Annotated in this window: 12 protein-coding genes and 4 tRNA genes; 12 read left to right on the top strand and 4 right to left on the bottom strand. The window is 59.0% G+C overall.

Going from position 1 to position 12,373, the window contains the following annotated elements; translation table 11 throughout:
• Positions 1-34 precede the first annotated feature (34 nt).
• Both ACIQV9_RS10770 and ACIQV9_RS10765 read left to right on the top strand, forming a co-directional pair.
• The gene (locus tag ACIQV9_RS10770) at positions 35-1,186 is read left to right on the top strand and encodes a TDT family transporter (RefSeq protein ID WP_403100939.1); all 1,152 of its coding nucleotides are present in this window, start codon (positions 35-37) and stop codon (positions 1,184-1,186) included.
• A 98-nt stretch (positions 1,187-1,284) separates the two neighbouring features.
• Complete coding sequence (locus tag ACIQV9_RS10765; RefSeq protein ID WP_403100937.1) at positions 1,285-3,159, top strand: MFS transporter; 1,875 nt, start codon at positions 1,285-1,287, stop codon at positions 3,157-3,159.
• 125 nt (positions 3,160-3,284) lie between these two features.
• Here the strand turns inward: ACIQV9_RS10765 and sugE are convergent, their stop codons facing one another.
• Both sugE and rdgC read right to left on the bottom strand, forming a co-directional pair.
• A complete protein-coding gene (gene sugE / locus ACIQV9_RS10760) occupies positions 3,285-3,599 on the bottom strand; it encodes a quaternary ammonium compound efflux SMR transporter SugE (protein WP_010456757.1) in 315 nt (104 codons plus the stop codon).
• 326 nt (positions 3,600-3,925) lie between these two features.
• Positions 3,926-4,846: a recombination-associated protein RdgC gene (rdgC, locus tag ACIQV9_RS10755; protein WP_403100935.1), complete on the bottom strand. Its 921-nt coding sequence runs from the start codon at positions 4,844-4,846 to the stop codon at positions 3,926-3,928.
• A 160-nt stretch (positions 4,847-5,006) separates the two neighbouring features.
• On the opposite strand from rdgC, the gene ACIQV9_RS10750 reads away from it, so the two are divergent.
• The 4 genes from ACIQV9_RS10750 to ACIQV9_RS10735 all read left to right on the top strand — a co-directional run bounded on the left by ACIQV9_RS10750 (position 5,007) and on the right by ACIQV9_RS10735 (position 5,548).
• Positions 5,007-5,082 (top strand) — tRNA-Val (locus ACIQV9_RS10750).
• 18 nt (positions 5,083-5,100) lie between these two features.
• Positions 5,101-5,177, top strand: a tRNA-Asp gene (locus tag ACIQV9_RS10745).
• 199 nt (positions 5,178-5,376) lie between these two features.
• A tRNA-Val gene (locus tag ACIQV9_RS10740) sits at positions 5,377-5,452 on the top strand.
• Between the two features lie 19 nt (positions 5,453-5,471).
• Positions 5,472-5,548 (top strand) — tRNA-Asp (locus ACIQV9_RS10735).
• An 85-nt stretch (positions 5,549-5,633) separates the two neighbouring features.
• Here the strand turns inward: ACIQV9_RS10735 and ACIQV9_RS10730 are convergent.
• A complete protein-coding gene (locus ACIQV9_RS10730; RefSeq protein ID WP_403100933.1) occupies positions 5,634-6,767 on the bottom strand; it encodes a catalase family protein in 1,134 nt (377 codons plus the stop codon).
• Positions 6,764-8,572 (bottom strand): di-heme-cytochrome C peroxidase, encoded by a 1,809-nt coding sequence (locus ACIQV9_RS10725; RefSeq protein WP_403100931.1) that lies wholly within the window; start codon positions 8,570-8,572, stop codon positions 6,764-6,766. The genes ACIQV9_RS10730 and ACIQV9_RS10725 overlap by 4 nt, the downstream gene beginning before the upstream one ends.
• A 269-nt stretch (positions 8,573-8,841) precedes the next feature.
• Here ACIQV9_RS10725 and ACIQV9_RS10720 point away from each other — a divergent pair, with 269 nt between their 5' ends.
• From ACIQV9_RS10720 to ACIQV9_RS10695, 6 genes are all read left to right on the top strand, one after another.
• Positions 8,842-9,555, top strand: coding sequence for an FKBP-type peptidyl-prolyl cis-trans isomerase (locus ACIQV9_RS10720; protein ID WP_403100929.1), 714 nt, complete (start codon positions 8,842-8,844; stop codon positions 9,553-9,555).
• A 293-nt stretch (positions 9,556-9,848) separates the two neighbouring features.
• Positions 9,849-10,304 carry a YkvA family protein gene (locus ACIQV9_RS10715; protein ID WP_403100928.1) on the top strand — a complete coding sequence of 152 codons (456 nt, stop codon included), beginning with the start codon at positions 9,849-9,851 and terminating at the stop codon, positions 10,302-10,304.
• Positions 10,305-10,418: 114 nt separating this feature from the next.
• On the top strand, positions 10,419-10,760 hold the full coding sequence (locus ACIQV9_RS10710; RefSeq protein WP_403100926.1) for a multiprotein-bridging factor 1 family protein: 342 nt from the start codon (positions 10,419-10,421) through the stop codon (positions 10,758-10,760).
• Positions 10,757-11,128, top strand: coding sequence for a hypothetical protein (locus ACIQV9_RS10705; RefSeq protein WP_007898892.1), 372 nt, complete (start codon positions 10,757-10,759; stop codon positions 11,126-11,128). The genes ACIQV9_RS10710 and ACIQV9_RS10705 overlap by 4 nt, the downstream gene beginning before the upstream one ends.
• Entirely contained in the window at positions 11,129-11,536 is a 408-nt protein-coding gene (locus ACIQV9_RS10700; protein WP_403100923.1) for a sel1 repeat family protein, read from the top strand.
• Between the two features lie 495 nt (positions 11,537-12,031).
• Complete coding sequence (locus ACIQV9_RS10695; protein ID WP_403100922.1) at positions 12,032-12,358, top strand: hypothetical protein; 327 nt, start codon at positions 12,032-12,034, stop codon at positions 12,356-12,358.
• Positions 12,359-12,373 lie beyond the last annotated feature (15 nt).

Raw genomic sequence — 12,373 nt, 5'->3', positions numbered from 1 at the left:
TGAATTCCACCTCACAAGAGGAGAGGAATTCGCCATGACATGCCCCAACACCACCACCCCCGGTTTCAAACCGTTCAGCCATTTGCAGCACCCGCTAGAGGCCATTCGCCAATTCACGCCCAACTGGTTCGCCGCGACCATGGGCACAGGTGTGCTGGCATTGGCCCTGGCGCAATTGCCCGTCGCCATACCCGGCCTGCACGCAGTGGCCGAAGGTCTCTGGCTGCTCAATATCTGCCTGTTTGTTTTATTCACCGTCGCCTACACGGCACGTTGGGTGTTGTTCTTTGATGAAGCGCGAAGGATTTTTGGCCATTCCACGGTCTCGATGTTCTTCGGCACCATCCCGATGGGGTTGGCGACCATCATCAACGGCTTCCTGGTGTTCGGCCTGCCGCGCTGGGGCGATGGAGTGATTCATGTCGCCGAAGTGCTGTGGTGGCTCGATGTGGCCATGTCCCTGGCCTGCGGCGTGCTGATTCCCTACATGATGTTCACCCGTCAGGAGCACAGCATCGACCAGATGACAGCGGTCTGGCTGTTGCCCGTGGTTGCGGCGGAAGTAGCGGCCGCCAGCGGGGGCCTGCTGGCACCGCACCTGGCCGATGCCCATTCGCAACTGGTGGTGCTGACGACCAGCTACGTGCTTTGGGCCTTTTCCCTACCGGTGGCGTTCAGCATTCTGACGATTCTGTTGCTGCGTATGGCGCTGCATAAACTGCCTCACGAAAACATGGCCGCCTCCAGCTGGCTGGCGCTGGGGCCGATCGGCACCGGGGCATTAGGCATGTTGCTGCTGGGCTCCGACGCGCCGGCGATCTTCGCGGCCAACGGTCTGCCGGGCATCGGTGAAATTGCTGCCGGGTTGGGCCTGGTGGCCGGGATCACGCTGTGGGGCTTCGGCTTCTGGTGGATGCTGATGGCGGTGCTGATCACCGTGCGTTACTTGCGCGACGGTATCCCGTTCAACCTTGGCTGGTGGGGCTTCACCTTCCCGCTGGGCGTCTATTCTCTGACGACGTTGAAACTGGGCAGCACCCTGAACCTGGCGTTTTTCAGTGTCTTTGGCTGCGTGCTGGTGGCGATGCTGGCGGTGATGTGGCTGATCGTCTCCAAACGCACCGTGCAGGGCGCGTGGCGGGGCGAGTTGTTTGTCTCGCCGTGCATTGCAGGATTAAAGAAATAACCGGCAAAGTTTAGGTAATGTGTGGCCTGGGTCGACGTTCGACATTCCAATAACCGTTGCCAAGCCACTCTTTACCCAACATCAGGGACACATGGAAGATGAGCCACCCCTCACAGTTCACCTTGCTTCGCACCCGGCGCTTCCTGCCATTCTTTATTACGCAGTCCCTCGGGGCGTTCAACGACAACATTTTCAAGCAGTCGTTGATCCTCGCCATTCTGTACAAGCTGACTATCGAAGGTGACCGTTCGATCTGGGTCAACTTGTGTGCGTTGCTGTTCATCCTGCCGTTCTTCCTGTTCTCGGCGCTGGCCGGCCAGTTCGGGGAAAAGTTCGCCAAGGACGCGCTGATTCGGCTGATCAAGCTCGGGGAAATCGCCATCATGGCGGTCGGCGCGGTCGGATTCCTGTTCGATCACCTGTCGCTGATGCTGGTGGCGCTGTTCGCCATGGGCACGCACTCGGCGCTGTTCGGGCCGGTCAAATACTCGATCCTGCCCCAGGCCCTGCGTGAAGAAGAGTTGGTGGGCGGCAACGGGCTGGTCGAAATGGGCACGTTTCTGGCGATCCTCGCCGGCACCATCGGCGCCGGGATCATGATGTCCTCCAGTCATTACGCGCCCATCGTGTCCACCGCGATCATCGGTGTCGCGGTGCTCGGCTACCTGGCCAGTCGCAGCATTCCCCGGGCGGCGGCCTCATCACCGCAAATGCGCCTCAACTGGAACATTTTCAGTCAGTCCTGGGCCACCTTGAAGCTGGGCCTGGGGCAAACGCCTGCGGTGTCGCGATCTATCGTTGGCAACTCATGGTTCTGGTTTGTCGGGGCGATTTATCTGACGCAGATCCCGGCCTATGCCAAGGAGTGGATGCACGGCGACGAGACCGTGGTGACGCTGATTCTGACGGTGTTCTCGGTGGGCATCGCCCTCGGTTCGATGCTCTGCGAGAAACTCTCCGGGCGCAAAGTCGAGATCGGCCTGGTGCCGTTCGGCTCGTTTGGCCTGACGGTGTTTGGCTTGCTCCTGTGGTGGCATTCCGGCGGTATTCCAGACAGCGTTAACGGCCATGGCTGGATCGAAATCCTTGGTTTTGGCCACACCTGGCTGGTGCTGATCGACATTCTGGGCCTTGGGATTTTCGGTGGTTTCTACATCGTGCCGCTGTATGCGCTGATTCAGTCGCGCACCCCCGAGAACGAGCGGGCCCGGGTGATTGCCGCCAACAACATTCTCAACGCACTGTTCATGGTGGTGTCGGCGATTGTCTCAATCATCCTGCTGAGCATGGTCGAGCTGTCGATCCCGCAGCTGTTTCTGGTGGTGTCGCTACTGAACATCGGCGTCAACGCCTACATCTTCAGCATTGTTCCCGAGTTCACCATGCGTTTCATGATCTGGCTGCTCAGCCATTCCATGTACCGCGTGGAGCATCGCAATCTGGACCTGATTCCGGATGAAGGCGCGGCATTGCTGGTCTGCAATCACGTGTCGTTTGTCGACGCATTGCTGATTGGCGGCGCAGTGCGTCGGCCGATTCGCTTTGTCATGTACTACAAGATCTACAACCTGCCGGTGCTGAACTTCATCTTCCGCACGGCGGGGACGATTCCGATTGCGGGGCGCCAGGAAGACATTCAAATCTACGAAAAAGCCTTCACGCGTATCGCCCAATATCTGAAGGACGGAGAACTGGTGTGCATCTTCCCGGAAGGCAAGTTAACCGGTGACGGGGAGATGAGTGAGTTCAAGGGCGGCCTTGTGCGCATTCTCGAAGAGACGCCGGTGCCGGTGATTCCGCTGGCGTTGCAAGGGTTGTGGGGGAGTTTCTTCAGTCGCGATCCGGGCAAGGGGCTGTTTCGTCGGTTGTGGTCGCGGGTGACGTTGGTGGCAGGGCCGGCGGTGGCGGTTGAGGCGGCGGAGCCTGCGAAGTTGCAGGCAATGGTCGGGGATTTGCGCGGCACAGTTAGATAGGCGGTGACTGTGAGGGCCTCTTCGCGGGCAAGCCTCGCTCCTACGGGGTTTGTGGCACATCCATTATTGGGGATGCGCCGCAAACCCTGTAGGAGCGAGGCTTGCCCGCGAAGGCGATCTAAAGGTCAGGCGCTGACTTTGAGCCCAATCAACCCGGCAATAATCAACGCCACACTGGCCAGCCTGAACAGCGCCATGGACTCGCCAAACAGAATGATCCCGGCGATCACCGTGCCCACCGCACCCACACCGGTCCAGATCGCATAGGCCGTGCCCAGCGGCAATTCCTTCATGGCAAGGCCCAGCAAGCCAAGGCTGATCGCCATGGCGGCAACGGTCAATGCGGTAGGGAGAGGGCGGCTGAAACCGTCGGTGTATTTCAGGCCGACGGCCCAGCCGACTTCGAACAGGCCAGCGAAAAACAGAATGATCCAGGACATGAGAGACCTCCATCGATTGACGGGGTCGTCCCCAGATTAATGACTCGATCGAGCCGCGAGGTCGTCCTCGCGTTGCGCCATAGAGTGCCCATCATTAATCCTGGGATCAAGTTTGCGGATTACTCGGCTGCTTGCTGAGCCGCGGTTTCCCGGTCTTGTTTCTGTTATGTAAGTGGGGTTCCTGAGTTGGAAACCCAATCAATGTGGGAGCTGGCTTGCCTGCGAAAGCGGTGTGTCAGCCAGCATCTTAGTTGCCTGACACACCGCTATCGCAGGCAAGCCAGCTCCCACATTTGATCCGGTTCCTCCAGGGGAACCGGTTATTTTCAGATCCCTTGCGGAAGCTCTTCGCCACCCAACGCTTCAACCAGCGCCGGCAGGAAGTCGCCGAAGGTCAGCATCATCAAAGTGAAGCTGGCGTCCAGCTGGCCGAGGGCTTCTTCGCCGCCGTCCTGTTCCGCCTGGTCTTGCAGCAGGTCTTCGAACTTCAGGCGCTTGACCACCATCTTGTCGTCGAGGACAAAAGACAGCTTGTCTTGCCAGGCCAGCGACAATTGAGTGACCACTTTGCCGGTGCTCAAGTGCAGCTGGATTTCTTCGCTGGTCAGGTCCTGACGCTTGCAACGCACGATGCCACCGTCTTCGTGGGTGTCGCGCAGTTCGCACTCGTCCAGCACAAAGAAGTCGTCCGCGGCTTTCTGGGTGGTGACCCATTCCGTCATGGTCGCGGTCGGCGACATTTTAACGGTCAGTGGACGTACCGGCAGTGTGCCGACTACTTCACGCAAGGTGGACAGCAGGTCTTCGGCACGTTTCGGGCTGGCCGAGTTGACCAGGATCAGGCCCTGTTTCGGCGCAATGGCAGCGAAGGTCGACGAACGACGGATAAAGGCACGCGGCAGGAACGCCTGGATGATTTCATCCTTGATCTGGTCGCGTTCCTTTTTGTAGACCTTGCGCATTTGTTCGGCTTCGATCTCTTCGACCTTTTCCTTCACGGCATCACGCACGACGCTGCCCGGCAAGATACGTTCTTCCTTACGGGCGGAAATCAGCAGGAAGTCGCCGCTGACGTGCACCAGGGGGGCATCTTCGCCTTTGCCGAAGGGCGCGACGAAACCGTAAGTGGTCAACTCCTGGCTTGCACATGAACGCGCCAGTTTGGTGGCCAGTGCAGTTTCCAACGCCTCGGCATCAAAAGGCAGATCTTGGGTCAGGCGATAGATAAGCAGGTTTTTGAACCACATGGGGCGAGTCTCTCCTTTATACAAAGGGGGGCATTATTCTCTTAGCGAAGCCGTAGGCCAACCCTTCTCTAAGCCTTTGGAAGGCCTGAAAAAATTATTTAAAAAAGTGCTTGCCAGAGGTGGGGTCGCTCCGTAGAATGCGCGCCACACCGAAAGTGAAGGGTGATTAGCTCAGCTGGGAGAGCGTCTGCCTTACAAGCAGAATGTCGGCGGTTCGATCCCGTCATCACCCACCATTCGCTTTAGTGTTACGCGCAGCGGTAGTTCAGTCGGTTAGAATACCGGCCTGTCACGCCGGGGGTCGCGGGTTCGAGTCCCGTCCGCTGCGCCATATTCGGTCACCTGGAACGCTGAACGCCAGGTCACCACGGAAAAGCCCGCTAACGCGGGTTTTTTTCTGCCCACAGTTTGTACGTTGTTCCTGCAGGTCGTGTCGTTTTACCGGTTTTCAGATTTTTTTGAAAAATTATTCAATTAAATCAACACTTTATGAAAATCTGTGGCACAATGCGCCCCGCAACGAAGGTAAAGGGTGATTAGCTCAGCTGGGAGAGCGTCTGCCTTACAAGCAGAATGTCGGCGGTTCGATCCCGTCATCACCCACCACTTACTTTCAACGCTACGCGCAGCGGTAGTTCAGTCGGTTAGAATACCGGCCTGTCACGCCGGGGGTCGCGGGTTCGAGTCCCGTCCGCTGCGCCATATTCGGTAACCTGGAACGCTGAACGCCAGGTCACCACACAGAAAGCCCGCTTGATGCGGGCTTTTTGCTGTCCGGGATTTGGCTTTATTGCTCGGCGTTGCGGCTGTGGCGGTAATCGCTGACCGCTTCATACACTGCTTTGCGCAGGCGGTTGATACCGCCAATCGGTCGATGAGCCTCAAGGCCGAACCACGGATTGAATGACTGGTTGTCGCATTGCAGGTTCAGCGCCGGCGTGTCGAAGTCCTGAGCGGGCAGTCTGATCCGCGCCACGGTTTCGAACGGCGCCTCCTTTTCCTTCCACTCGATACTCGTGTCCTCGATCGGCATGTATTTACCGGCATCCTGCCGCTGGATCTGCAAGACAAAGCACGCGGGCACCCGATCCGTCGACAATTGCTGATTCAGCGCATTGCGCAAAAAATTCGGCAGCTTCTGGTTCTGCGCCGGCAACGTGTAGGCCGGGCAGCTGTCAGGATCCGGCGTCACCCGAAACTTCGCGTTGGCATCGCCAAACTTGTAGGGCGAAACCGAAAAGTACGTCGTCTGCGTCGGACTTTCCGGGGCAGGGGAGAGCGTCGCCAAGGCAATAAACAGATGACGAACCTGCCACGTGCGCGGATCCCAGCCGGGGAAAAAAGCCATCAGCTTCTTGCCATCCGCCTGCGCGCCCACGTTCTGACGGTATTCGGCGACATCGCTGACGAAGAAGTTAGGGTGGCTGAACATCACAAAGTCCTGTTCACCACGGCTTGGTTGATCGGCGAGCAGTTGTCTGCCAGGCACATCGAGCAGCTTGATCGCCATGCCTCGGGCATCGCGGATACTGTCGAACTGCGGATAGGCATTGCCGTTGGACAGCCTCATCGTCGCTTGCCAGGTTTTACCGGATTCGCTGAACACGCCCTGACGCAGCTCATTCGCCAGATCCGGCAGCACCTGAACCTCGGCCTTCACGCAACCGTGCGCTTTGGCATGCGCGTCGCGAAGGTAGCGGGTGCTTTCACGGTGTTGATCGACGATGCGCACGGCCGTCTGAATGATGTCCTGAGTCATCGCCGCTTCGCCGTTCGGGATCAGTTCTTCAGCGGATACCGGTCCACTGTGCTGCCAGGCAAACCACGCCGTGGCCAGCGCCCAGCCGAGCACTCCCAGGCCCAGTAACCACAACAGCGCTTTGCCGAGAAAGGCGCCAAACCACCTCCAGAGTCTGCTCATGGCAATTGTGCCTCCAGCGGGCCGCCCAACACTTTCAGATACTCCAGCAGCGCCCAGCGCTCCTCCGGTTGCAGCAGGCGGCCGATGACGCCGTTGCCACGCTTGCCAGCCCGGAACTCGTGGCCGCTGTTGTGATTGCCGGTGATGCGCGTGTCGAACTTGAAGCCGTTGGTGAAGGCCTGGGTGCGGTAGCCCAGGTGCCTGGGGTCGTACTCGAACGTGCCTTTGTAGAAGGTCGTTGCGCGTTCATCCTGGGGCGAGAGCAGTTGATAGATGCTCGGGACCGAACCGTTGTGCAGAAACGGCGCCGTCGCCCAGACGCCGGCCAATGGGCGGGCTTTGTAGGCGCGCAATTCACGCACGCCAATCGGCAGGCCGAAGCCATCCATGTCCGGGCGCTCGGCCTCGGGAATTTTCGCCTCGCGGTAAGCACGGTTTCCTACGAGCGCGGTGACGTAGGCCAGGCCTTTGGCGGACGAGAGTTTGCTCATGTCCAGCGGTTCGGCGGGCGGCGGCTGCAACTGCACATCCAGTTTCGCCAGCTCCGCCGGATCCCATTGCAGAGCGCTGAGGTCGAAGCGATGGTCGGCGATGTTGTTGGCCGCACCCGGGTCTGTGCCGATGTAGTCCACCGGCAGCATTTTCAGGTGTTGCACCCAGCGTCCGTTGGTCTGGACCGATCGAGGCACGTGGCAACCGGCGCAGTTTTCGCTGAACAATTCGCGACCTCTGGCGGCCAGAGGTTTGTCGACAGCTCCCAGCAGTTCTTCCGGCCAGGCCGGTGGTTTGAGCCGTTGCAGGGTTTGTTCGATCTGGTGCAAGTCGCGCAAGCGGACACTCGACGGATAGCGCTCGTCACCTTTAAACGGCTGGCCATTGGCGTCGAAGAAATTCAGGGTGGCGCCGACCCCAAGCGCTTCGCCGATGTTGCGCGCCATCGGTTGCTGCGCCGAACCGTTCCATTGCACCCAGTCAAAGGTCCACATGTCCCACAGGTGCGGGTAATCCACCGGGGCATCCGCCACGCGGTAGTTATCGGCTGAAATCGCGTCGCCGAAGCTGGCGTTGGCGATGCGCCCGAAGGCGTCGGTGCGGCCGGGGCCTTCCTCGGTCGGATAGAGCCCGCGATGGGTGTCGTTCCAGGCCACTTTCACGAACGTGTTGAGGGAGGCTTTGAAGTCTTGGCGCAACTGTTGGCGCCGGGCGTCGTAGTCCTCGCCGAGCACGTTGCGTGCGAAACGTTCGAATTTCCAGGGGTTGTAGTACGTCGAGGCCAGACTGGCTACCAGAGCTTGTCCGAAACTGCCGCCCCGTAGTGTAGGAACACTGGAAGGCAGGACATGCTGCGCCGAACCGCCGTCGATGCGCACGGCCTGGCCGTTGAAGCGCAATTCGCCGGTGTGGCAGGCGGCGCAGGTGATGTCGAGGAATTCGTCCTGGCTGCCGGGGTTTTGATGGCGGGCAAAACCCACAGGCAAGTTGCCGGGGTTGTTTGGCGTGGCTTTCTGCTCGGGATCGATCAAAAAACCGAAGCGCGCGAGGTACTCGGGGGCGGCGAAGCGTTGTTGCGAGAAGGGCAGTTCGAGGGCCGTGAACCAGTCATAGCGCAAGCCTTTGACCTGAGTGCCTTGTGGGGTGAAGTAGTAAGTCTGGCGGTCGGCGGCGCTCCACTGTTCCAGGTAATGCACCTGTTGCGCGGGCGACCAGGTCGGCAGTTTCGGGTTGGCGACGTAGTACAGCACCACGGCCAGGCCCAGTCCCAACAGCACAGCAAGTAATACCAGCAGGCGGAATAAGATGCGCAAGATAAACATCCTTGTCGATTTGTAACTCTCTTATGCCTCAGCGCCCAAGGTGCGGCAAGTGGCCATTACGCCAGATGCTGTGGGATCCGGCATCGCCCTCTGTGGGCTCAAGATGACAGAAGCTTCATCATTCCAATCCCGAAATGCGTTAAAACACCTGAACTTATCAGAAGTTTCCTGCTCTCATGCCGGTAGCCATTGGTCGTGGCCGCCTGATAAGCTCGCGGCTTTACTCGATTGCCCTTTAGGCGCATGAACAAGGAAATAGCATGAAACAGCATCGGTTGGCGGCGGCGGTGGCCCTGGTTAGCCTGGTACTTGCGGGTTGTGATTCGCAGACCAGCGTAGAGCTGAAAACCCCGGCGCAAAAAGCTTCCTACGGGATTGGCCTGAACATGGGCAAGAGCCTGGCTCAGGAAGGCATGGATGACCTGGACTCCAAAGCCGTAGCGCAAGGCATCGAAGATGCCGTCGGCAAGAAAGAACAGAAGCTGAAGGATGACGAGCTGGTCGAAGCCTTCGCAGCACTGCAGAAGCGTGCTGAAGAGCGTATGGCCAAAATGAGCGAAGAGTCGGCATCCGCCGGCAAGAAATTCCTCGAAGACAACGCCAAGAAAGCCGGTGTCACCACCACTGCTTCGGGCCTGCAATACGAAGTGGTCAAGAAAGCTGATGGCGCACAGCCTAAGCCGACCGACGTAGTGACTGTTCACTACACCGGCAAGCTGACCGACGGCACTACCTTTGACAGCTCCGTCGACCGTGGCAGCCCGATCGATCTGCCGGTCAGCGGCGTGATTCCGGGTTGGGTCGAAGGCCTGCAACTGATGCACGTTGGCGAGAAGTACAAACTGTACATTCCTAGCGAGCTGGCCTACGGCGCCCAAAGCCCAAGCCCAGCGATTCCAGCCAACTCGGTGCTGGTATTCGACCTGGAACTGCTGGCGATCAAGGATCCAGCAAAAGAAGACGCCGCCAAGTAATCAGCGTCTGCTTTAAAAACAACGCCTCGCTTTATGCGGGGCGTTGTTGCATCTGGCGTTCAGCGAGGGTAAACAAAGCGAACGGATGCTGTACCGTGCAGTCATAGCCATTGAGGGCGCCGTGCTAGCCGCGCCGACGCGCCAAGTCAATGAAATCTTGGGTTTTTTTATGTGAGTAAAAAACGCCCGATCTGAGTTGAGCCCTTATGAAACGGGGCTTTCAGCCGTGAAATATAGCTCTGTTCACAAGGTTATCCACAATTTGTGTGGATAACATTTCAGCGGGAGGAATGATGAAAACACCCTGGAATTTCGCTCGCTTCCTGCCACTCGCTGGACGCCTGCTTGCCCGTGGACGTTTGCCAACCCTGCTGTTCGCCGTCGCAAGCAAAGGGGCCAGCCAGGGCAACCGATTGGGCAAACTCAAAGACGATCTGCGCCTGTTGCAGGCGTTGTGCCTGGCCTACTGGCGTGGCGAATACCGCGCCATCAGCCCGAAGGCGCTGCTCTCGGCGGTGGCCGGCCTGATGTACTTCCTCAGCCCGGTGGACGCGATTCCGGACTTCATCCCGGTATTCGGCATGCTCGATGACATTGCCGTGCTGGCCTGGTTGATGAAAGTCCTCGATGACGAACTCAATGCTTTCCGTGCCTGGCGCAATCGCCAGTTGCCGGAGAAGCTTGCGGTGGTCGAGCGGCTCCCCGATACCCCCGAGCAACTTCAGCTTCAGGGCCCGAAAAAAACCTGATTCGATTGAGGATCGTCCTCATATTCATACCCCCCGCGACCGTGGCCGCTGTTAGGATTACACTTCTAGGGAAAAGTGCCGACTCGCTAAGTGTCGTTGTCCTACGGGGAAGTCATGGATATTCAGATAATCACACGCGAAGGCGAGCCCGAATACGCGGTTCTGCCGTGGGCTCAGTACCAGGCTCTACTGAAAGCAGCAGGCATCAACCAACAACCGGCGCCCGATACGCCGGCGCGTCCAGCAACATCACCAGACCAGATTCTTCCGGGTCTGGATCAACTACGCAGTTTGCGCGAAGGGAAGGGCATCGCCATTGAGGCGCTCGCCCGCACGGTAGGCATCAGTCCGTCTTATCTGGCCTTGATCGAAAGTGGCGAGCGTCTACCTGACGCTGCGATTCGCCGCAGCCTGGCCTGGGAATTGACGGTGCCAGGATGGAGGGATGAATCGTGAGCGTACGCATCAGTCGTCAACATTGGGACGGGTTGCTGGGTGAGCTGGACCAGGCCCGCCGCCAACGGCATCTGCTGACTTATCGAGCCTTGCTGGAACGTTTGCAGTTGCCTACGCCGGCCATGCAAACCCTCACCGCTGCGCTGGAGCATCTGGCCGCGCTGGACGCCAGGGCCGAGCAGCCGCTGCGCAGCTCGCTGGTGATCAGCCAGGGCGCCAGCCGCCTGCCACGCACCGGTTTCTTCGAATGCGTCGAGCGTCTGGGGCGTTTCTCCGGGCCGTCCGACGGCGTTGCGGCCGCCTCGTGGCACGCCTCGGAAGTGGTGCGAGTGTTCGAATACGAGTACCCGGAATCGGCGGAGGCCTGAGTGTTCTTGAAGCTCAAGGCACGGGCCGGTTACTGGCTGGCCCGCCGGTTGTTTCATTGGTCGTGGTTCGTGCGACAGCCGCGCGGCTGGAGCTGGCTCGAAGGCCAGTTCGCCCGCATGGCCAACCTGGGTGATGTCGGCGCGCAAAGCTTCTATGGCCACATCTTGACCTTCCGCGGCGTTGGCCTTGGGGCTCGCGAGGAGGGTGTGCGATTGCTGCGCCTGGCGGCATTGGCGGGGGATGGCAAGGCGGCGTATCAGGTGGGGGTGATCAGTTTGGCGGGTTCGCCGAGCAAGGCGCCGGATCCGGATGAAGCGGCGAGATTTTGGGGGATGGCGGCGAAGGCGGGGCATCCGTTGGCTGAGATGAAGCTTAAAGAGCTGGCGTCTCGCGATTCCGCGAAATAGATCCATAGCTGTTCAACAAATAAACGTGGCGTGAGGGAAACCTCCCGCCACGTTTGCGTTTCTGACGTTTCTTTTCCTAGGACGGCGCATTGGAGAATTGCCCTACACCAACATCGTCCGTTGCTGACTTCTTTCCTGATTGATTCCCCGCAAAGTCCTGCGCGTTTAATGCTGTGTAAATTCAAAGGAGATTTCCTTCGAGTTGTGGCGGCTTTCATGAACTGGTGCGAAGGAAGTTCACCCGATAGCCTTTGATGGTCACTGAAAACTCAGTGGTGGGGTGTAGGAACCCTTTCAGCATCGGTATTGCGTTAGCGTCGAAACCTGATTTGCGGCCGTCTATGTGCGTCCGTAAGATTTGTTGCGGCGGCTGTGCGCGGGCACGCTTCGGCGTGGTCGAGTCTCCGATGCTCGGTATTCCTACCCCGCGTATAGCTGCCACCCAAGCCTGTAGGAAGGCTTTTGGCAGCTCCCATTGTCATCGGAAGGTCTCAAATGCCAACACTTCATCCTGATCCACCCTACGAAAAGCCGGTTTCCCATCCCAAAAACCGCTTCATGGCGCTGACCAGCAACTGCAGCGACATGCCCACCTTGTTCGTCGACACCCACGCGCCGCTGGATATTTTGACCGACGCAGCCCGCTATCGAATCCGAGCCGTCACCCAAGTGCTGGAGAACCTGTCCATGCGCGGTTCGATTGAGTGCGACTCCATGATTCTCAGCGATTTCGCGTTGCTCTGCGCCATTCCGTTGCGTGATGGCTGTGATGTGCTGGATGTGGTTGGGCGGCGGTTGGGGGCGCGGTCAGCAGGGGATTGAATCCAGAGATCCTGG

It is taken from the genome of Pseudomonas sp. NPDC099000 (assembly GCF_044759925.1).
Lineage (GTDB): Bacteria > Pseudomonadota > Gammaproteobacteria > Pseudomonadales > Pseudomonadaceae > Aquipseudomonas.
Note: the sequence above shows the minus strand (reverse complement) of the source record. Positions and strands in the feature narration are given on the sequence as shown.